We start from the raw sequence: 20,685 nt of genomic DNA on the forward strand, positions 1-20,685 counted from the left end.
TGTAATACCTGCATCAGCCGCGGTGACGACCACGGAAGTAGTTGATCAGGCCCTGGGTCGAAGCGTCTTCGGCCAAGGTTTCTTCGGCGCCGGTCAGGCGGTTGTATACGCCCTTGCCCAGCTCCTTGCCCAGCTCCACGCCCCATTGGTCGAAGGCATTGATGCCCCAGATGACGCTCTGCACGAACACCTTGTGCTCGTACATGGCCACCAGCGCGCCCAGACGACGCGGGCTGATGCGCTCCACCACCAGGGTGTTGCTCGGACGGTTGCCCGGGATGACCTTGTGTGGCGCCAGCTTCTGCACCTCGTCTTCCGCGATGCCTTTGTCGCGCAGCTCGGCTTCGGCTTCGCTGCGGGTCTTGCCGAGCATCAGTGCCTGGCTCTGGGACAGGCAGTTGGCGTACAGCCACTGATGGTGGTCGGACACCGGGTTGAAGCTGACGATCGGCACGATGAAGTCGGCCGGGATCAGTTGGGTGCCTTGGTGCAGCAACTGGTGATAAGCATGTTGGCCGTTGCAGCCTACGCCCCCCCAAATCACGGGGCCGGTGTCGGTGGACACCGGTTTGCCGTCCTGGCGCACGCTCTTGCCGTTGGATTCCATGTCCAGCTGTTGCAAGTGCTTGGTGATGTTACGCAGGTAGTGGTCGTACGGCAGGATCGCATGGCTTTGTGCGCCCCAGAAGTTGCCGTACCACACGCCCAGCAGGCCCAGCAGCACCGGCATGTTTTGTTCGAAGGGCGCGTTCTGGAAATGCTGGTCCATGGTGTAGGCCCCGGACAGCAGTTCCTTGAAGTTGGACATGCCGATGGCCAGGGCGATTGGCAAGCCGATGGCCGACCACAACGAATAACGGCCGCCCACCCAGTCCCACATCGGGAAGATGTTTTCTTCGCGAATACCGAAGGCCACGGCTGCCGCGTTGTTGCTCGACACGGCGATAAAGTGGCGATACAGCTCGGCTTCCGAGCCACCCTGGGCCAGGTACCAGGCGCGGGCGGCCTGGGCGTTTTTCAGGGTTTCCAGGGTGTTGAAGGATTTCGACGAGACGATGAACAGCGTGGTCTCGGCACGCAGCTTCATGGTCAGCTCGTGGAACTCGCTGCCATCGATGTTCGCCAGGTAGTGGCAGCGCACGCCTTTGTGGGCGTAGGACAACAGCGCTTCAGAAACCAGTTCCGGGCCGAGGAACGAGCCGCCGATGCCAATGTTCACCACGTCGGTGATCGGCTTTTCGGTGTAACCGCGCCACAGGCCGTCGTGGATGCGGCCGACCAGGTCAGTGATCTGGTTCAGCACCTTGTGCACGTCCGGCATGATATTCACGCCGTTGACCGACAGCTTGTCGCCCACCGGGCGGCGCAAGGCGGTGTGCAGGGCTGGGCGGCCTTCGGAGGAGTTGACCGGTTCGCCGGCATACAGCGAATTGATTGCGTCTTTAAGACCCACCTCGTTGGCCAGGCCCACCAGCAGGTCGCGGGTCTCGCTGGTGATCAGGTTTTTCGAGTAATCGAGGAAAAGTCCGCAGCTGCTCAACGTGAACTGGGAAAAGCGCTGAGGATCGGCATTGAACGCTTCGCGCATGCTGAAATCCTGCATGGCTTGGCGATGTTGATTGAGCGCTTGCCAGGCGGGCAGAGCGGTAACGTCATGAGGAGTGCGGTAGTACGCCATCGCTGCGGGTTTCCTTTTATTACGGGGACTGCCTTTAGGACACTTCAAAGCCCGGAACATCCAGTCTTATCTCAAGGAGTGGGTTCCAGACAGCGCTAACTATAGCGCCGGGCGATTACATTAAACCTAGCGTGTCGATATGTCTTGGCTTTGTCTGCGCTGTGGCCGGTACTTTTTTATACCGGCACAGCGATCAGGGCAATCGGCGGGGTGTTCAGAGAGGTCAGTTGAGGTTCAGGTGCAGGTTGTCGATCAGGCGGGTGGTGCCCAGAAAGGCCGCCACCAGAATCACAATATCCCGATCCTCAGCCGTGGCGGTCCGCAGGTGTACGCCCTGGCGCACTTCGAGGTAATCCAGGCGCAACCCGGCCGCCTCGATCTGCTGCACCTGTTCGGCGCGAAGCCTGGCGAAGTCGTGGTCACCGCTTTTGATGGCGGCGGCAATCTGGCTGAGGCTGCGGTACAGCACCGGCGCGATCGCACGTTCTTCTTCGCTGAGAAAACCGTTGCGCGAGGACAGTGCCAAGCCATCATCGGCGCGCACGGTGGGCTCGCCAATGATCTGGATCGGCATGTTCAGGTCGTGGACCATGGCGCGAATCACGGCCAGTTGCTGGTAGTCCTTCTGGCCAAATACAGCCATGTCCGGCTGAACCATGTTGAACAGTTTGCTGACCACGGTCGCCACACCTTCGAAATGCCCGGGACGGCTGGCGCCGCACAAACCTTCGGACAATTGCGGGACGCTGACGCGGGTCTGGCCGGTCGTGCCGCCGGGGTACATCTCCTCGACGGTCGGCGCGAACAGCAGGTTACAGCCGGCTTGCAGGAGCTTTTCCTGGTCGGCTGCCAAGGTGCGTGGGTACTTGTCCAGGTCTTCGCCAGCGCCAAATTGCAGTGGGTTGACGAAGATACTCGCCACGACAAAGTCCGCCTGCTGCACAGCCTTGCTGACCAGGCTGGCATGGCCACTGTGCAGGTTACCCATGGTAGGCACGAAGCCGATGCGTTTGCCGGCCTTGCGGGCGTGGGCGACGGCGGCGCGTAGCTCGCGTACGGTTTTTACGGTGTTCATGCAGAGAATCCGTGTTCGGCGCCTGGGAAGGTCACGCCTTTGACTTCGGCAACGTAAGCACTCAAGGCGGCGTGGATGCTGTCCTGGCCGGTCATGAAGTTCTTCACGAACTTCGGTACGCGGCCGGTAATCGACAAACCGAGCATGTCGTGCAGTACCAGCACCTGGCCATCGGTGGCCGAGCCTGCGCCAATACCGATCACCGGCACTTTAACGGCCTGGGTGATTTCTGCTGCAAGTTCGCTGGGTACGCATTCGAGCAGGATCATCGCAACGCCCGCTTGTTCCAGGGCGATGGCATCGGCACGCATCTGGCGCGCCTGGGCTTCGTTGCGGCCTTGTACCTTGTAGCCGCCGAGGATGTTCACCGACTGTGGTGTAAGGCCCATATGTGCACAGACCGGCACGCCGCGTTCAGCCAGCAGGCGAATCGACTCGGCGAGCCATACGGCGCCTTCCACTTTGACCATGTGCGCACCGGCGCGCATCAGTTTGCCAGCGTTGTGGAACGTCTGCTCGACAGTGGCGTAATCCATGAACGGCAGGTCGGCGATGATAAATGCGCCGTCGTTGCCGCGCTTGACGCTGGCGGTGTGATAGGCGAGTTCATCGGTGGTGACGGGCAGCGTGCTGTCATTCCCTTGAAGAACCATGCCCAGGGAGTCACCCACCAGCAACACTTCAACCCCGGCCTGGCAACTGGCGTGGGCGAAGGTGGCGTCATAGCAGGTCAGCATGGTGATTTTTTCACCTTTGAGCTTGAGGCTCTGCAAGGTGGTCAGGGTAATGTCTGGCATGAAAAGGGTCCTCGTTCAGGCGCTTGGAAACAGCGAGTAACGCGCGTGAGTCTTCGTTTATACAGGCGCACTGTCTTGAGAGCAGTGCTTATAAGGCCTGGATTGCGCCCTTCATTGCCGGGTTGGCGGCAGCGGGACGCCTATAGTCGTGAGGAGGACACGGGAAGTCAATTGGATGTGTTACCGCATTGTTACGATGACGGTGTTACCGCTGTTACTGACGCGATTCAGCAACGGGGAGCCGTTCCAGGCCGACAAACGGGCAGGCTTCAAGCAGGGCACTGAGGCGTTCGCCATCCGGCAATTGCAATGCGGCAGGCGCCAGTTCGGCCAGCGGATACAACACAAATGCACGCAGGTGCATCTGGTAGTGGGGCACCTTCAAGCGCGGTTCGTCGATCAGGCGATCGCCAAACAGCAGAATGTCCAGGTCAAGGGTGCGAGGCCCCCAACGCTCCAGGCGCTCGCGGCCTTGGTCGTTTTCGATGGCTTGCAGCGCGTCCAGCAGCTCTAGTGGCGCAAGGCTGCTGTCCAGGGCGGCAACCGCGTTGGTATAGCGCGGTTGGCCCGGTAGCAGCGAATCACTTTGGTAAAAGGCGGAAACGCCGGCGACGCAAGTGTCTGGCAATTGTGCCAACGCCTCGACAGCGCTGCGCAATTGTTGATCCGGGGCAGCCAGGTTGCTGCCCATGCCGATGTAGATGCGTTCCACGTTTATTCGCCCGCGGCGCCCGAGGCATCGGCCGCACTGCGTTTACGCTTGGTGCCGCTACGACGACGCTTCTTCGGCCCAGCGCCTTCGGCATCACCCTTGCTGCCGAGGTCGCGAATCATATCGCGGCGCTGGCTGTCATTGGCATCCTGGTAATCGGTCCACCATTCGCCGAGGCCGTCGGTCTGCTCGCCGGCGCTTTCACGCAGCAGCAGGAAGTCGTAGCCAGCACGGAAGCGCGGGTTGTCCAGCAGCAGGTCGGCACGCTTGCCGCTGCGGCGGGGCAGGCGTTCCTGCATGTCCCAGATCTCGCGGATCGGCATGGTGAAACGTTTCGGGATAGCGATGCGCTGGCACTGTTCGGCGATCAGCTCGTGAGCGGCTTCCTGCATGGCCGGGATCGGCGGCATGCCACGGTCCTGCAGGCGCAGTACGCGCTTGGGCAGGGCAGGCCACAACAAGGCGGCAAACAGGAACGCCGGTGTTACCGGCTTGTTCTGCTTGATGCGCAGATCGGTGTTTATCAACGCTTCGCTGATCAGCGTGTGGGTATAGGTCGGGTTGTGTTCCAGTGCTTCGGCGCTGGCCGGGAACAGTGGGTCGAACAACTGCAGGTCGACGAGCATTTCGAAGGTGTCGGCGGCGTAGCCCGAGAGGAACAGCTTGAGCACTTCTTCGAACAGGCGCGCCGAGGGGATTTCCCGCAGCATCGGTGCCAGTTCGCGAATGGGCGCGGCAGTGTGTTTCTCGATACCGAAATTGAGCTTGGCGGCGAAGCGCACGGCCCGCAGCATGCGCACCGGGTCTTCCTGATAGCGCTGCGTCGGGTCGCCGATCAGGCGGATCAGGTTATTGCGAATGTCGTGTACGCCATTGGCGTAATCGAGAATGCGTTCGCTGACCGGGTCGTAATAGAGGGCATTGATGGTGAAGTCACGACGCTGCGCGTCTTCTTCCAAAGTGCCATAGACGTTGTCGCGCAAGATGCGCCCGCTCTCGTTGCGAGAGGACTGATTGGTGTCTTCCTCTTCATCGTTTTGCGGGTGGCCAGCACGGAAGGTCGCGACCTCGATGATCTCGCGGCCAAAATGTATATGCACCAGCTTGAAGCGGCGGCCGATGATTCGCGCATTGCGAAATTCGGCACGCACTTGCTCAGGCGTGGCGCTGGTGGCGACGTCGAAATCCTTCGGCGTGATATTGAGCAGCATGTCGCGTACACAACCGCCTACCAGATAAGCCTGGTAACCGGCGTTCTGCAAACGTTCGACGATATTCACCGCATAACGGCTGAACTGAGCGCGTTGCAGCGAATGCTGGCTGCTATTGAGCACTTCAGGCGTGCTGCGTTTGTGTTGCGTACGACGCAAGGGAGAACGGAATGACTGGAACAACTTCTTCAGCATGGGATGCACTGTTTGAAGGAATGTTCGGCCATAACGAAGAATGACCGCATGATGGGCCGGGATTCTAGCATTTAGTCAGGGGATGGTGTAGGAACAAGCTGCCGGCCTTGCGCCATAAGCCTTAAATCGTCAAATCCCGGAAACTACAAGGGGAGCCGAAGCTCCCCCAGAAGTAGTTGCGTGCTCTATTTTTATTATTGGTTTCGGGCTTCTTGTTTTTGTTGATCGCCCTCGCCATGAAGCTTCACCTTCATGACACTCCCAATCGGGAGTCAAGAGCAAACGGATTGCTTTGGTCGCTGTGTTGCTGATCTACGATCCAACCAGTTCAGGCTCTGCCTTAGGGCAGTTTTTGTTGTTCTCGGCCTGGTTGCGGGGCAAGCCCCAAATGCAACGCCTCTCCAAAAGAATCAGTTAGCTGCGCCTCCGCCGTGTTGTTTTTGTTATGCGTGAGTCGATTCGTCTTATTTTTATTGTCTTGTACAAAGCTTGTTATTGTTTTTGTACTAAGCATATAGCAGGGTGCGTGCCAACTTTTGCGCCGACCAGCAAAACCGGGGGTTGAGGTGGTTTCTGGTTTTTGAGGGGCCAAAAAAAGCCGGGGCTTCGTTACCGTAAGCCCCGGCTTTTGTTACGTGAAAAATCAGCGGTAACAGTTTTTTCACATCGGTGGGTGTTACCTGTGGGGGCGCACCCTCAGCTTTCGCTGGCCACACCGGTCTTGCGCCGTGGAATGCCCAGACGCTGGCGCCGTTCCCACAGGCACTTACGGCTCACGCCCAGTTTGCGTGCCAGTTCGGTCTCGGTCATGTGGTCCTGATGCTCAAGGACGAAATGCTGGAAGTAGTCTTCCAGGGACAAATCTTCCGTCGGCTCATGGCTGGTATTGCTACCGCCGCCTTGTGTCGGGGCCAGGCCGATGAAATCGTCATCCTCCAAGTCACTGAGTTCGATATCGATACCCAGCAGCTCGGCGGAAATTTCCGGGCTTTCCGACAGGATCACCGCACGTTCAACGGCATTCTCCAGCTCCCGCACGTTACCCGGCCAAGAGTAATGCCGAATCGCTTGCTCGGCGTCTGGCGCAAACTTCAGGTCGGTACGGTTGATGCGCGCACTCTGGCGCAGCAGGAACGCGCTGGCGATCTCATTGACGTCGGCGCCGCGCTCACGCAGGGCCGGCAGCTTGAGGGCGATCACATGCAGGCGGTAATACAAGTCTTCACGGAACTGGCCGATCTTGGCCAGACTCTTGAGGTCCCGGTGGGTGGCCGCGATCAGGCGCACATCGACCTTCTGCGATTGCACCGAGCCCACACGGCGAATCTCGCCTTCCTGGAGCACGCGCAGCAATCGCGCCTGTGCCTCCAGTGGTAGCTCGCCGATCTCATCGAGAAACAGCGTGCCGCCGTCAGCAGCTTCCACCAGGCCCGCACGCCCTGCGCTTGCGCCGGTAAACGCGCCTTTCTCGTGGCCGAACAATTCGGACTCAATCAGCGACTCGGGGATCGCCGCACAGTTCACCGAAATCATCGGCGCCTTGGCGCGCTTGGACAGGTTGTGCAGGGCGCGGGCCACCAGTTCTTTACCGGTGCCTGACTCGCCCTGGATCAATACATTGGAGTCGGTCGGCGCGACTTTACGGATCTTGCTGTACAGGTCCTGCATCGGCGGGCAGGAGCCGATGATGCCGATCTCGCCGTTGCTGTTGTCGACGCCCGGTTTGTCGGCGCCGTTGATGGCTTTGCCGGCGGGGCGTTGTTCGGCAGGCACACTGACGGCTGACTGGCGGTCACGCAGGATGCGGGCCACGGCCTGGAGCATTTCATCGTGGTCAAACGGCTTGGCGATGTAGTCCACCGCGCCCATCTTCATGGAGTCCACCGCCGAGCGCAGGCTGGCGTAGCTGGTCATGATCAGCACCGGAGTGCCCTGGCCAAGCTTGATCAGCTCGGTACCCGGTGCGCCAGGCAGGCGCAGGTCGCTGACAATCAGGTCGAACGTGGGGATGCTGAAACGCTCTTGTGCTTCCTGCACCGAGCCGGCTTCGCTGACCTGGTACTGATTACGTTCAAGCAGGCGACGCAAGGCAGAGCGGATAATGGTTTCGTCTTCGACGATCAAAATGTGCGGCATTGATTCAATTCTCTCGACGGTCTCAGTTCACAGCGGACGTCGCTTCGACATGACGCGGCAAGGTCACCCGAATACGGGTGCCGCGTTGGCTTTCGGTGTCAGCCGGGCTGTCGATGGTGATTTGTCCATAATGCTCTTCAACGATGGAATAGACCAGTGCAAGGCCCAGACCGGTACCTTCACCTGGGTCCTTGGTGGTGAAGAAGGGTTCGAACAATCTGTCCATGATGTTCTGTGGAATACCGCTGCCCTCATCTTCGACGATCAGATCGACCGTATGCTCGAAAGCCTCGGTCTTGACACGTACCGCGCCGCCGGCCGGGGTTGCATCGCGGGCGTTGGACAGCAGGTTGATCAGTACTTGGGCGAGGCGTTGTGAGTCGCCGTCGACCCAATGGTCGGGGTCGCACAAGTTGAAGAACTGTACTTCGAAATTGCGCCGGTTCAAGGCGAGCAGCCCAATGGCATCCTGGGCCACTTCAGCCAGGCACACTGCCTCATCCAGATTCTGATGGCCGCCGGCATGGGCAAAGCTCATCAGCGACTGCACGATGCGCGACACGCGTTTGGTCTGTTCGAGGATCTGCCCGCTGATTTCGATGATTTCGCCGTCTTCCTCACGCTCTTCCCGCAGGTTCTGCGCGAGGCAGGCGATACCGGTGATCGGGTTGCCGATTTCGTGGGCCACGCCCGCGGCCAGGCGACCAATGCTGGCCAGGCGCTCGGAGTGCACCAGTTTGTCTTCGAGCATCTGCGTTTCAGTCAGGTCTTCGACCAGCAGCACCAGACCGCTGTTACCGGGGGCCAACGGTTCATCGATCGCGGCTTTGTGCAGGTTGAGCCAGCGCGTCTGGCCGTCGAGCGCCAGGTGCTGCTTGTGCAAATGTTCGTCGGGCAAGTTGATAAAACCCTGGAGCAGTTCCTTCCACGGATCGCCCAGGGTGTTCAGGCGCGAGCCCACCACCCGTTGCGCGGCGATGCCGGTGAGCTCTTCCATGGCCTTGTTCCACATCAGGATCTCCTGATCCTTGGCCAGGGAACACACGCCCATCGGCAGTTCCTGCAGGGTCTGGCGGTGGTAACGGCGCAGGGCGTCGAGTTCGGCCGCCAGGCCGGTGAGGCGTGAGTGGTAATCCTCCAGCCGGCTTTCGATGAAATGGATGTCCTCGGTGACGTAGTTTTCACCGCCGGCCTTGTAGGGCAGAAAGGTTTCCACCATGTCCTGGGACACACTGGGGCCCATCAGGCCGGAGAGGTTGGCTTCGATGCGGTCGCGCAGGCGACGCAGCGCATATGGGCGGCGCTCGTCAAAGGGCAGGTACAGATCGCGCAGCGCCTGCTCGACTTCCTTTTGCGCAGCCTTGGCCCCCAAGGGCTTGGCCAGTTGCGTGGCGAACTCCTGGGGCGAGGCCGCGTGCAGTTCGCGGCGTTGCGGTCGACGCACGTTATCCACCGCGCACGCCTCGGCGGCGCTGGTCTCTTCCGGGCTGGCGTTGGTGAACAGCGATATCAGGGTGAACATCAGTACGTTGGCGGCCAGCGAGGCAATCGCCGCCATGTGCCAACTGGTGTCGTCCAGCACGTAGATCATGTTCAGCAGCGGAATGTAGAACCCCTGCAGGTTGCCGACCAATGGCAGCAGCATGGTGACGACCCACACCAGGATGCCGGCCAGCAAACCGGCGATAAACCCACGGCGATTGGCGGTCGGCCAGTACAGCACCGACAACACTCCCGGCAGGAACTGCAAGGTGGCAACAAACGCGACAATGCCCAGGTTTGCCAAGTCCTGCCCTGCACCCAGCAATAGGTAGAACCCGTAGCCGGCCATGATGATCGCGACGATCAATGCGCGGCGCGTCCATTTCAGCCAGCGGTAGATATTGCCTTCGGCCGGCGGCTGATACAGCGGCAGCACCAGGTGATTGAGCGCCATGCCCGAGAGCGCCAGCGTCGTGACAATGATCAGTCCGCTGGCTGCCGACAAACCACCGACATAGGCCAGCAACGCCAGGGCCGGGCTGTTGGCAGCGATGCCGATACCGAGGGTGAAATACTCGGGATTGGTGGTGGCCCCGAGTTTCAGGCCGGCCCACAGGATCAGCGGCACAGCGAGGCTCATCAGCAGCAGGAACAGTGGCAAGCCCCAACTGGCGCTGACCAGCGAGCGCGGATTGAGGTTCTCGGTGAAGGTCATGTGGTACATGTGCGGCATCACGATGGCCGAGGCGAAGAACACCAGCAACAGCGTGCGCCATGGGCCTTCCTGCAACGGGGTGTGCAGGGCGGCGAGGGCGGTCTGGTTCTGCAGCAGCCACAGTTCCAGCTGTTGCGGGCCGTCGAATACGCCATAGAGCGCGTAGAGGCCGACGCCGCCGATGGCGATCAGCTTGATCACCGATTCGAACGCAATCGCAAACACCAGGCCTTCGTGTTTCTCGCGGGTGGCGATATGGCGTGAACCGAAGAAAATCGTGAACAGCGAGATCAACGCGCAGAAGGCCAGGGCGACGCGGTGTTGCACCGGCTCGCGGGTCAGGATGCTGATGGAGTCGGCCACGGCCTGGATTTGCAGGGCCAGCAGGGGCAGCACGCCGATCAGCATGAAAATGGTGGTCAGTGCGCCGGCCCAGGTGCTGCGAAAGCGAAAGGCAAACAGGTCGGCCAGGGACGACAGTTGGTAGGTCCGGGTGATTTTCAGGATCGGATACAGCAATACCGGCGCCAGCAGAAAGGCACCGGACACGCCAAGGTAACTGGAGAGAAAACCATAACCATACTGATAGGCCAGGCCCACCGTGCCATAAAACGCCCAGGCGCTGGCGTACACGCCCAAGGACAAGGTGTAGGTCAACGGATGGCGAATGATCGCCCGCGGAATCATTCCGCGCTCACTGATCCAGGCAACGCCGAACAGTGCAGCCAGGTAGGCGGCGCTGATCAGCAGCATCTGGGTGAGGCTAAAGCTCATCGGCATCTTTTTGGCTCTGCAGGATGAAGGTCACGACAATCAGGATCAGCCACAGCAGATAGGGGCGATACCAGGCGCCCGTGGCGTCGATCCACCAATCCATGATGGCGGGGGAAAACAGGTAGATCCCGACGACCAGCAGCAGGACCAATCGATAGATGTACATGTTGGCCTTTGATTGAGAGTGCGGTAATGCAACGGTTTTCTGTAGGAGCGAGCTTGCTCGCGAAGGGCGCTAACCTAAACGCGTACATCCTGGATAAACGTGTTGCCTGGGAGTTTTTCGCGAGCAAGCTCGCTCCTACGCGATGGTAACGGATGGCTGGCAGGCTGCAAGCGCCTTCAGCTCAATTGCGCTTCGGCCAGGGTCAGTGTGCGCGGGATCTTGCTGGCATCCCAGTGCTCAATGCCCCAATCCAGCAGCTCCCGAGGTCTGGCGTGCAGCAGTTCGGTGCCAGGTTGCTGGCCAAGGGCGCGCAGGGCTCGCAACAGCAATGGCGTCGCCTGGTCGGGATTCAGCGGCGGGGAACGATAGGATTTGCCCAGCTTGTTACCGTCCGGCTGGACGATCAACGGTACGTGCAGATAGCGCGGCTGGCGCAGGCCCAGCAACTCTTGCAGGTACAGCTGGCGCGGCGTGGAATCGAGCAGGTCGGCGCCGCGCACGATATCGGTAATCCCTTGCCAGGCGTCGTCGAGCACTACGGCCAGTTGGTAGGCGTAGAGGCCATCGCGGCGACGGATGACGAAGTCGCCGACATCACGGCCCAGGTGCTGTCGGAATTCTCCTTGTACACGGTCAGTAAAGTGGTACTCCAGCTCGGGAACACGCAGGCGGATGGCGGCGTCCTGCTGGTCGTGGCCAGCATTTCGGCACAGGCCTGGGTAAATCCCGTCGTAGGGCTCCAGTTGTTTACGTGAACAGGTGCAGGCGTAAGCCAGGCCGTGGTTGAACATATCGTTCAGTACTTTGGCGTAGGCGTCATGCCGCTCGCTTTGTCGGACCAGTTCGCCATCCCACTCAAAGCCGTAACTCTCCAGGGCGTGCAGGATCGCCGCCTGGGCGCCGGGCTCTTCGCGGGGAGGGTCGAGGTCTTCCATGCGCATCAGCCAGCGGCCATGGTTGGCGCGAGCGTCGAGGTAGGAGGCGAGGGCGGCAACCAGCGAGCCGAAGTGCAAATGGCCGCTGGGCGTGGGGGCGAAACGCCCGATATAGGTAGAGGCAGTCATGGGCCGGATACTACTGGAAGTCGGTAAATCCCAGAAACAAAAATGGGGCGTTTGCACGCCCCATTCGTTCAGCTCGGCTGGATTACTTGCCGACCTGTTTTTCCTTGATTTCAGCCAAGGTCTTGCAGTCTACGCAGAGGTCCGCAGTTGGGCGGGCTTCCAGGCGACGTATACCGATCTCGACACCGCAGGATTCGCACCAGCCGTATTCTTCGTCTTCGATCAGTTGCAGCGTCTTGTCGATTTTCTTGATCAGCTTGCGCTCGCGATCACGGGCGCGCAGTTCGAGGGCGAATTCCTCTTCCTGGCTGGCACGGTCTGCCGGGTCCGGGAAGTTGGCTGCTTCGTCCTTCATGTGGTCAACCGTGCGGTCGACTTCCTGCATCAAGTCCTGCTTCCACTGCTTCAGGATTTTGGAGAAGTGCTCGCGCATGGGCTTGCCCATGTATTCCTCGCCCTTCGATTCAACGTAGGGTTGGAAGCCGCTGATGTTCTGCTTTGCTTGGGTGGACATGAATAGACCGCCTCTCACTCTTCTAATCCATTGCGCAGGATTGCAACGTCACCGACACCTGCCGGCCCTGCGGCTGCAAGCGGGCGAACTTACCAGATAGATTCAGGGCGCGCCACTCCCGGTTGTCGAGGCCCGTCACGCGGGGGTTGCAAACTGCAGCAGCCCGCTGTGGCGGGGTATGTATCGTCCCGAACGTTGATTTTAGTCGTTTTGCAAGCGCTTGCCGGGTTCATCTTGGACGGCCGGGCAGGCAATAGAGCATGTTTTACCGCGAGGGTTCGGTAGAATCCTGATTTTGTCCTCACCGTTAAGGAAGGCTAATGGCTCAGCCCTACAGTGCGCGCAGTCGCGCCATCGAACCTTTTCATGTCATGGCGTTGCTGGCGCGCGCCAATGAGCTGCAAGCGGCAGGCCATGATGTGATCCACCTGGAAATCGGTGAGCCAGACTTCACCACCGCCGAGCCGATCATCCAAGCCGGCCACGCGGCATTGGCCAATGGCAAGACTCGCTATACAGCGGCCCGTGGCCTGCCGCAATTGCGTGAAGCCATCAGCGGTTTCTACCAGCAACGCTACGGATTGAGCGTCGATCCCGAGCGTATTCTGATCACCCCTGGGGGCTCCGGAGCGTTGTTGTTGGCCAGCAGCCTGCTGGTGGATCCAGGCAAACATTGGCTGCTGGCAGACCCGGGTTACCCGTGTAACCGGCACTTCCTGCGACTGGTGGAAGGCGCCGCGCAACTGGTGCCGGTGGGCCCGGACGTGCGATATCAACTGACCGCTGACCTGGTTGCCAGACATTGGGATCAGGACAGCGTGGGCGCGTTGGTTGCCTCCCCGGCGAATCCTACCGGCACAGTCCTTTCACGCGATGAATTGGCCGAACTTTCCGCTGCAATCAAGGCGCGCAACGGCCATCTGGTGGTGGATGAGATCTATCACGGCCTGACCTACGGCACTGACGCCGCCAGCGTGCTGGAGGTCGACGATGAGGCCTTTGTCCTGAATAGTTTTTCGAAGTATTTCGGCATGACCGGTTGGCGCCTGGGTTGGCTGGTCGCGCCGCCCGCTGCGGTGGGCGAACTGGAGAAGCTGGCGCAAAACCTCTATATCAGCGCGCCCACCCTGGCCCAGTATGCGGCGCTCGCCTGCTTTACCCCGCAAACCCTGGGCATCCTGGAAGAGCGCCGCGCCGAATTTGGCCGGCGCCGCGACTTCCTGCTGCCCGCTTTGCGCGAGTTAGGCTTCGGGATTGCCGTTGAGCCGGAAGGGGCGTTCTATTTGTATGCCGATATCAGTGCGTTCGGCGGAGATGCCTTCGCGTTTTGTCGCCATTTCCTCGAAACCGAACATGTCGCCTTTACGCCCGGCCTGGATTTTGGTCGCTATCAAGCCGGCCATCATGTGCGCTTTGCCTACACGCAAAACCTTGATCGGCTACAGGAGGCGGTGGAACGAATCCAGCGTGGTCTACGGAGCTGGCAAGGCTGATGCGCTTTTATCCTCCCCTCGAAGAAGGTCGACTGATTCGCCGCTACAAGCGTTTTCTCACCGATATCGAAACCGTTACCGGCGAGTTTTTGACCATTCACTGCCCAAACACCGGTTCGATGCTCAACTGCATGGTGGAGGGCGGGCAGGTCTGGTTCAGTCGTTCCAATGACCCCAAGCGCAAGCTGCCCGGCACTTGGGAAATTGCCGAAACCCCCCAGGGCCGGTTGGCGTGCGTTAACACGGCGCGGGCTAATCAGCTGGTTGAGGAGGCGCTGCGCGCAGGAGTGATTACTGAGCTGAACGGGTTCACCGCGTTGAAGCGGGAAGTGCCTTACGGCCAGGAGAAAAGCCGTATCGACTTTCGACTGGAATACCCCGACGGCGCAGCCTACGTGGAAGTCAAAAGCGTCACGCTGGGGTTTGATGGCACCCGGGTTGCCGCCTTCCCCGATGCCGTGACCCAACGTGGCGCCAAGCACCTGCGGGAGCTGGCGCACCTGGCCCGGGAAGGTGTGCGGGCGGTGCAGTTGTACTGCGTCAACCTCTCGGGAATTGATGCCGTGCGCCCGGCGCTGGAAATCGATGCCGCCTATGGCGCGGCCTTGCGCGAGGCCAAGGCCGCCGGTGTGGAAGTGTTGGCGTATGGGGTGCGTGTGACGTCCGAAGAGATTTGTGTGGAGCGGCGCTTAGAGGTGCTGCTCGACTAGATATCCACCCACAGGCCCTGCTCGTCTTCGCGACCGCGCAGGGCCTTGAGGCTTTTACCTGCACATGGGCCGGCAATGCACTCGCCGCTCTCGATCAGGAACAGCGCGCCGTGGGTGGCGCATTGAATCAGGCTGGCGCTGTCGTCAAGGAACTGGTCGGGTTGCCATTCCAGTGGAATACCGCGATGTGGGCAGCGGTTGATATAGAAGTAGGCGATGCCATCCCTGCGTACCACTAGCAGCGGGCTGCCATCGATTGTAAAACCGAGGCTGCTGTTGGGTGCGAGCGTGTCCGAGGGGCAGAGAAACTTCATTTCAATCCTTAAGTGCCTTGACGTTCAAATGCAAACAATTATCAAATGCCGGCTTCGCCCGTTAGCTGACTGGGTGCTCAGTTCGATGCCGGGCAGGGGGTATCTGTCACATCGATGAGTGCTCGAAAGGCCCTGCCCTTGGAAGGAAACCCTGTTATGCGCCTGAGTGCCAGCGCTATTGCGCTTGTTGTCGGACTGCTGGTCAACCATGGGGCGCAAGCCTCTGAACTGCCACAACGCTGGGTGAGTGCCGGTGGGGCTCTGTCGGAATGGGTCGCGGCATTGGGCGGTGAATCGAAGTTGGTAGGCGTCGATACCACCAGTCAGCATCCTGAATCGCTCAAGGCATTGCCAAGTATCGGCTATCAGCGGCAATTGTCGGCCGAAGGCATTCTCAGCCTGCGCCCGCAGGTGCTGGTAGGAACTGAAGAGATGGGGCCGCCGCCGGTGCTGGCGCAGATTCGCAGTGCAGGTGTCCAGGTCGAAATGTTCTCGGTGCAGCCGGATTTGCCGACCTTGAAGGGTAATCTCCAGCACTTGGGTAAGTTGCTGGGAGGTGAGGCTAAGGCCAGTGAATTGTTTGCCGGATATGAACAGGCGCTTGATCAGCAGAAAAACTGGGTCGCCAAGGCTCGGGCCTCGCAGAAGGCACCCGGTGTGTTGCTGCTGATCGGTAATGCTGGCGGCAAGCCGCTGATTGCCGGCAAGGACACGGCGGGCGATTGGGTGTTGCAGCAGGCCGGCGGGCGTAACCTGGCCACGCACAGTGGTTACAAACCGTTTTCGGTAGAGTCGTTGGCAGGGCTGAGCCCCGATGTGCTGGTGTTTGCCGACCGCGCCCTTACGGGGGGTGCGGCGCGCGCGGCGCTGTTCAAGGAAAATCCGATCCTGGCTTCGACGCCGGCGGCCAAGCGTGGCCGCGTGTTCGAGCTGGACCCGACCTTGCTGGTGGGTGGGCTTGGGCCACGCCTGCCGCAAAGTCTTGTGAAACTCTCGGCCGGCTTTTACCCGTCAGAGGCTAAACCCGCCCCATGACCACTCTGGTTAAACCGAAAACGCTGTTTATCGGGTTGTCTCTGCTATGCCTGTTCGCCATCTGGCTTTCGTTGGCATTGGGACCGGTGAGCTTGCCGTTGCTGGATACACTCAAGGCAGCATTGCGCTTGCTGGGCGTGCCGATCGAGGCGCAAGGCCTGGAGCAGGCTGAGTTGATCCTGGGGCAGATTCGTTTGCCGCGTACGTTGCTCGGCCTGGCGGTTGGCGGCGTATTGGCACTGTCGGGCGTGGCCATGCAAGGGCTGTTTCGCAACCCGTTGGCCGATCCGGGGTTGGTCGGGGTTTCCAGCGGGGCGGCACTGGGGGCGGCAATTGCGATTGTCGGCGGTTCGTTTTTCGGCGGGTTGCCGGAGGCGTTCGGGCCCTATCTGCTGTCGTTATGCGCGTTTCTTGGCGGGCTGGGCGTGACTGCGCTGGTCTATCGACTGGGGCGGCGCAACGGTCAGACCAATGTGGCGACGATGCTGCTCGCCGGTATTGCCCTCACTGCGCTGGCAAGTTCGGCGGTGGGCCTGTTCACCTACCTGGCGGACGACGCCACCCTGCGTACCCTGACGTTCTGGAACCTGGGCAGTCTCAACGGCGCGAGCTATTCGCGGCTATGGCCCTTATTGCTGGTCAGTGCCGGTGTGGCGCTTTGGTTGCCGCGCCGGGCCACGGCGTTGAATGCGCTGTTGCTCGGCGAATCCGAGGCCAGTCACCTGGGTATTGATGTTGAAGGGCTCAAGCGCGAGTTGGTGTTCTGTACCGCATTAGGTGTGGGCGCTGCGGTGGCTGCGGCGGGCATGATTGGTTTTGTCGGGCTGGTGGTGCCGCACCTGGTCAGGTTGCTGGCCGGGCCGGATCACCGCGTGCTGTTGCCGGCGTCAATACTGGCGGGCGCGAGTTTGTTGCTGTTTGCCGATTTGGTCGCGCGACTGGCCTTGGCGCCGGCTGAATTGCCGATTGGTATCGTGACGGCGTTTATTGGCGCACCGTTTTTTCTTTACCTGTTGTTGCGGGGACGTGCCTGATGCTGCGTGTTGAAGACCTGCAGATCCGGCGTGGCCGCAAGATCGTGCTGGCGGATGTCACGCTGGACCTGCTGCCGGGTGAAGTGCTTGGTGTGCTGGGGCCCAATGGCGCAGGCAAGAGTACGTTGCTGGGGGCGTTGTGCGGTGAGTTACATCCCGATCAGGGCAGCGTGTGGCTGGGTTCGCAGGCGTTGAAAGACTGGAGCGGATCGCAGCGTGCACAGCGACTCGCAGTGTTGCCCCAAACTTCGACCCTGGACTTCGCATTCCGTGTCGAAGAAGTGGTTGGCATGGGCCGTCTGCCCCATCAGACGGGGCGTGTGCGCGATGATGAAGTTATCCGCGCAGCCTTGCAGGCGGCGGATGTCGACCACTTGAGCGGTCGTAGTTACTTGGCGCTTTCTGGCGGCGAGCGTCAACGCGTACACCTGGCGCGGGTGCTGGCGCAGCTATGGCCAGGTGAGGCGGGGCAGACGTTGCTGTTGGATGAGCCGACATCGATGCTGGATCCCTTGCATCAACATACGACCCTGCAAGCGATTCGCACCTTTGCCGATCGGGGTGCGGCGGTGCTGGTGATCCTCCATGACCTTAACCTGGCGGCCCGTTACTGTGATCGTATCCTGCTGCTGGAGCAGGGGCGTCCTCATGCGTTGGATACGCCGGTGAGGGTGCTTCGGCCTGAGCCGCTTAAAGCAGTGTTTGGCTTGGATGTATTGGTGCAGCCGCATCCGGAGCGTGGTCACCCGCTGATCATTGCGCGCTGAGGTGTGCCTTTTTTCAGGCAAAAAAAGACCCGGCAAGAGCCGGGTCAAATAACCGTGATTAGCCTGATGAGGAGATAATCTGAGAGTCCGAACCAATGGTCTTTCAGTTATCGGCTGATCTCGCGACCAGTTGTGATAATCATAACGATTCTCATTTGAGAGTCAACAATTGTTTTCGGACGATTTTCCGTTTTCATCAAACGTCCGTTCGAAATGTCCGTAAATATTGGGCCTACTAGCCGAGCTAATTCTTCTGCCGAGTTGAAATAGCGTCCAGCTGGCGGTTCAACGCCTCCTTACGCTCGACCGGAATGTCGTTCCAGTGCACATCCATCAGTGCCCCTTCGATTGCATACAGCAACACTTTTGATGCGCGGAACCCGCGCGTCCTGACTGCTCGATACGCATCGACGGCTCCCAGGCGGCGCAGGTCTGACGCACTGTGGATGCCCACCGCATGCAGCCACTGTGCTGACGTCTTGCCGAGGTTTTTCAGGTGTTGCAGCTCATCGTTCATCAAGCCTCCTTGCGACGGCCGAATGGTGCGGTGGGTATCGTGACCAGGACAGCCTGAACAGGAGTGTAGCGCTCAGTAGGAAAAGCGTGGTTCTTTGGTCCGAAACGGCCAAAAGCTTATAAGAATGGCGCGGGGATTTTGACGGCGGGCATGCGTGAAGCGCCCGCTACGCGTTGCGCGTAGTCGGGCTTGGATCGAATCTTACTTGGTGCGATAGCGCAGGCGCGTGCCGAAATTGACCGACATGAGGATCTCGTCGGCAGTCAACTCAGGCGGGAAGTAGGTGCCCGAAATCTGCGCGTGGGCCAGGCTGGCGCCTTCCAAAGAGCAGTCGCGCAAATCCAGGCCGCGCAAGTCGGTGGAGCGAAAATACGCGTCGGTGAAATCCACACCGATGGCGTTCAGTTCACGTAAGTCCAGGCCACGGAAATCGCCACCACGCATATCGATAATGCCGTCTGCAGGGCGCTGCTGATTAAAACCACGAATGTCGTCTTTATGCAGGAGTGCGTAGAGCGGTGTGTCTAGAAGCTTGGGCTGACTCATGAAAACGACTCCTGTTGGATTTATGACGCCATTATAGTGCCACTATTCCTTGGGCGTGCGCCCAAGGAGGCGACACGACCAAGAAATTTTTCTTACAGTCCTGGCAGGCGCTGGCGAATTTGTGCCACCAACGCATCGAGAGTCCCGCTTTGATTGGTTTCGACGCGTTTGCTCAACAGCAGTTCTTCGGCGGTCAGTGGGTCACGGTTGGCCTGCTGTTCTTCGATAATGGTTAGGGTCGCGTCGGACGGATCGTTTTTGTCTGCCTGACGTTGCGCCAACCAACTGGTGATAACGGCGTGTGGCGCGTTGCAGTCCAGAATCAGGAACGGCGCCCCCGTTGCTTCGGCAACCTTGGCTGCTGCGTCGCGTTGTTCGCGTTTCAGGAAGGTGGCATCCAGTACTACCGGGAAGCCGGCGCGCAGTACGGTATCCGCGATTTCATTCAAGCGCGCGTAGGTCTTGGCGCTGACGTCGGATGCGTAGATGCCGGCCTGTGGCGTGTTTTCCACCTGCTGCTCGCCGAACATGCGCTTGCGCTCCACGTCCGAGCGCACGCGCACAGCGCCCAGTGCTTCCACCAGACGCATGGCAACGTGGCTTTTGCCCACTGCCGAGACGCCATGGGTAATCGCCAGGAAGCGCGATGGAATGGTGCTGTAGCTTTCCGCCAGGTTGGCGTAGTTGCGGTACTGGCGCAGGGTTGTGGCGCGTTGCACCGGGCTTGCCTCGCTCGGCATGCTGAACAGCGACACCTTGGCACGGACCAGGGCGCGGTAGGCTTTATAGAAGTTGAGCACTTCAAGGCCCTGATAGTCACCGGTCAGTTCCAGGTACTGGCTGATAAAGCGACGGGCCAGGGACTTGAGGCCGCGGTCTTCCAGGTCCATGGCCAGAAAGCCGGTGTCGGCGTACACATCGGTGAAGCGAAACGGTTCGTTGAACTCGATGCAGTCGAAGATCACCACGTTGCCGTCAATCAAGGTGGCGTTGCCGAGGTGGATATCACCGTGGCATTCGCGGGTGAAACCGTCGAGCTTGCGCTGTGCCAGGAGTGGTTTCAGGCGCTCGAAGCTGCTTTCGGCCCAGGCTTGCAGGGCTTCCAGTTGGATCAGGTCGGCTTTGTCGCTGAGGAATGGACGGATCTGGTCGAAGTTCTGCCGTACCGGCGCCATCACTTCATCCGGGGTGCCGGCCACATGGTCTTGCGGCACTTTAGGTGCGGTGAGGTGAAAGTGCGCGATCTGCCTGGCCATTTCATCGATGTGTGCGGCGGTCAGTTCGCCATTGGCCTGCAGGGTGCTGAGCAGTTGGCTTTGCGGGAACTGACGCATCTTTAGTGCGTATTCGATCACCGGACCGTCGCCACCTAATTGCGGGGCGTCGGCAGTCCCGGTAATCGGCAACACGTCCAGATACAAATCGGTTGTCAGACGCTGGTTGAGGCGCAGTTCTTCGTTGCAGAAATGCCCGCGTTTTTCCAGGTCGGTGAAGTCCAGAAACCCGAAGTTCATCGGTTTCTTCAATTTATAGGCGTAGGGACCGGTCAGGATGACCCAGGAAATATGCGTTTCGATGACTTGGAACGCTTCAACCGGATGAGGGTACAAAGCCGGGTTTTGCAGGGCTGCGATCAGTGACTGGCTCACGGGCGATCCTTCAGAGTCGGGGGGAAATCATGGCGCGCATTATGGCTGCTACGGGCGGTCGTGCAAACCGCTGTCCGGCTCATGTTGATCATCAATAAAGT

Annotated in this window: 19 protein-coding genes; 5 read left to right on the plus strand and 14 right to left on the minus strand. The window is 60.1% G+C overall.

Translation table 11 applies throughout. The features are described from left to right. Positions 1 to 13: 13 nt before the first annotated feature. From pgi to dksA, 10 genes are all read right to left on the minus strand, one after another. Positions 14 to 1,678, minus strand: a complete 1,665-nt coding sequence (gene pgi, locus J1G35_RS21180; protein WP_053137765.1) for a glucose-6-phosphate isomerase — start codon at positions 1,676 to 1,678, stop codon at positions 14 to 16. A gap of 223 nt (positions 1,679 to 1,901) precedes the next feature. Further along, on the minus strand, positions 1,902 to 2,753 hold the full coding sequence (gene panC / locus J1G35_RS21185; RefSeq protein WP_223015933.1) for a pantoate--beta-alanine ligase: 852 nt from the start codon (positions 2,751 to 2,753) through the stop codon (positions 1,902 to 1,904). After that, complete coding sequence (gene panB, locus J1G35_RS21190) at positions 2,750 to 3,550, minus strand: 3-methyl-2-oxobutanoate hydroxymethyltransferase (protein ID WP_053137759.1); 801 nt, start codon at positions 3,548 to 3,550, stop codon at positions 2,750 to 2,752. Before panB ends, panC begins: the two co-directional genes overlap by 4 nt. Before the next feature lie 214 nt (positions 3,551 to 3,764). Further along, positions 3,765 to 4,262 carry a 2-amino-4-hydroxy-6-hydroxymethyldihydropteridine diphosphokinase gene (folK, locus tag J1G35_RS21195; RefSeq protein WP_223015934.1) on the minus strand — a complete coding sequence of 166 codons (498 nt, stop codon included), beginning with the start codon at positions 4,260 to 4,262 and terminating at the stop codon, positions 3,765 to 3,767. 2 nt (positions 4,263 to 4,264) lie between these two features. Beyond that, positions 4,265 to 5,668: a polynucleotide adenylyltransferase PcnB gene (locus tag J1G35_RS21200; protein WP_053137753.1), complete on the minus strand. Its 1,404-nt coding sequence runs from the start codon at positions 5,666 to 5,668 to the stop codon at positions 4,265 to 4,267. Positions 5,669 to 6,364: 696 nt separating this feature from the next. After that, on the minus strand, positions 6,365 to 7,804 hold the full coding sequence (locus tag J1G35_RS21205) for a sigma-54 dependent transcriptional regulator (protein WP_053137751.1): 1,440 nt from the start codon (positions 7,802 to 7,804) through the stop codon (positions 6,365 to 6,367). 22 nt (positions 7,805 to 7,826) lie between these two features. Further along, positions 7,827 to 10,781: a sensor histidine kinase gene (locus J1G35_RS21210; RefSeq protein ID WP_172681518.1), complete on the minus strand. Its 2,955-nt coding sequence runs from the start codon at positions 10,779 to 10,781 to the stop codon at positions 7,827 to 7,829. Then, positions 10,765 to 10,941 carry a hypothetical protein gene (locus J1G35_RS21215; RefSeq protein ID WP_003176118.1) on the minus strand — a complete coding sequence of 59 codons (177 nt, stop codon included), beginning with the start codon at positions 10,939 to 10,941 and terminating at the stop codon, positions 10,765 to 10,767. The genes J1G35_RS21210 and J1G35_RS21215 overlap by 17 nt, the downstream gene beginning before the upstream one ends. 176 nt (positions 10,942 to 11,117) lie before the next feature. Next, a complete protein-coding gene (gene gluQRS / locus J1G35_RS21220) occupies positions 11,118 to 12,005 on the minus strand; it encodes a tRNA glutamyl-Q(34) synthetase GluQRS (RefSeq protein ID WP_053137745.1) in 888 nt (295 codons plus the stop codon). An 82-nt stretch (positions 12,006 to 12,087) separates the two neighbouring features. Further along, positions 12,088 to 12,519 carry an RNA polymerase-binding protein DksA gene (dksA, locus tag J1G35_RS21225; protein ID WP_053137742.1) on the minus strand — a complete coding sequence of 144 codons (432 nt, stop codon included), beginning with the start codon at positions 12,517 to 12,519 and terminating at the stop codon, positions 12,088 to 12,090. 320 nt (positions 12,520 to 12,839) lie between these two features. On the opposite strand from dksA, the gene J1G35_RS21230 reads away from it, so the two are divergent. Then, complete coding sequence (locus J1G35_RS21230; RefSeq protein ID WP_223015935.1) at positions 12,840 to 14,012, plus strand: pyridoxal phosphate-dependent aminotransferase; 1,173 nt, start codon at positions 12,840 to 12,842, stop codon at positions 14,010 to 14,012. Then, the gene (gene sfsA, locus J1G35_RS21235) at positions 14,012 to 14,722 is read left to right on the plus strand and encodes a DNA/RNA nuclease SfsA (protein ID WP_223015936.1); all 711 of its coding nucleotides are present in this window, start codon (positions 14,012 to 14,014) and stop codon (positions 14,720 to 14,722) included. Before J1G35_RS21230 ends, sfsA begins: the two co-directional genes overlap by 1 nt. On the opposite strand, the gene J1G35_RS21240 is transcribed toward sfsA, so the two are convergent. Next, positions 14,719 to 15,036, minus strand: coding sequence for a Rieske (2Fe-2S) protein (locus tag J1G35_RS21240; RefSeq protein WP_053137734.1), 318 nt, complete (start codon positions 15,034 to 15,036; stop codon positions 14,719 to 14,721). The two genes, sfsA and J1G35_RS21240, sit on opposite strands and share 4 nt — an antisense overlap. 156 nt (positions 15,037 to 15,192) lie before the next feature. Between J1G35_RS21240 and J1G35_RS21245 the strand changes: the two genes are divergently transcribed. The 3 genes from J1G35_RS21245 to J1G35_RS21255 are packed head-to-tail and all read left to right on the plus strand — an operon-like array spanning position 15,193 to position 17,872. Beyond that, complete coding sequence (locus J1G35_RS21245) at positions 15,193 to 16,071, plus strand: ABC transporter substrate-binding protein (RefSeq protein ID WP_223015937.1); 879 nt, start codon at positions 15,193 to 15,195, stop codon at positions 16,069 to 16,071. A gap of 50 nt (positions 16,072 to 16,121) precedes the next feature. Continuing rightward, positions 16,122 to 17,105 carry an iron ABC transporter permease gene (locus J1G35_RS21250; protein WP_172681520.1) on the plus strand — a complete coding sequence of 328 codons (984 nt, stop codon included), beginning with the start codon at positions 16,122 to 16,124 and terminating at the stop codon, positions 17,103 to 17,105. Then, positions 17,105 to 17,872: a heme ABC transporter ATP-binding protein gene (locus J1G35_RS21255; protein WP_223015938.1), complete on the plus strand. Its 768-nt coding sequence runs from the start codon at positions 17,105 to 17,107 to the stop codon at positions 17,870 to 17,872. The genes J1G35_RS21250 and J1G35_RS21255 overlap by 1 nt, the downstream gene beginning before the upstream one ends. Before the next feature lie 244 nt (positions 17,873 to 18,116). Here the strand turns inward: J1G35_RS21255 and J1G35_RS21260 are convergent, their stop codons facing one another. The 3 genes from J1G35_RS21260 to J1G35_RS21270 all read right to left on the minus strand — a co-directional run bounded on the left by J1G35_RS21260 (position 18,117) and on the right by J1G35_RS21270 (position 20,584). After that, positions 18,117 to 18,389, minus strand: coding sequence for a TfoX/Sxy family protein (locus J1G35_RS21260; protein ID WP_032884753.1), 273 nt, complete (start codon positions 18,387 to 18,389; stop codon positions 18,117 to 18,119). Positions 18,390 to 18,590: 201 nt separating this feature from the next. After that, a complete protein-coding gene (locus J1G35_RS21265) occupies positions 18,591 to 18,935 on the minus strand; it encodes a pentapeptide repeat-containing protein (RefSeq protein WP_053137723.1) in 345 nt (114 codons plus the stop codon). A gap of 92 nt (positions 18,936 to 19,027) precedes the next feature. Continuing rightward, on the minus strand, positions 19,028 to 20,584 hold the full coding sequence (locus J1G35_RS21270; RefSeq protein WP_223015939.1) for a bifunctional aminoglycoside phosphotransferase/ATP-binding protein: 1,557 nt from the start codon (positions 20,582 to 20,584) through the stop codon (positions 19,028 to 19,030). Positions 20,585 to 20,685 lie beyond the last annotated feature (101 nt).

Source organism: Pseudomonas sp. SH10-3B (genome assembly GCF_019891415.1).
Classification (GTDB): Bacteria; Pseudomonadota; Gammaproteobacteria; order Pseudomonadales; family Pseudomonadaceae; genus Aquipseudomonas.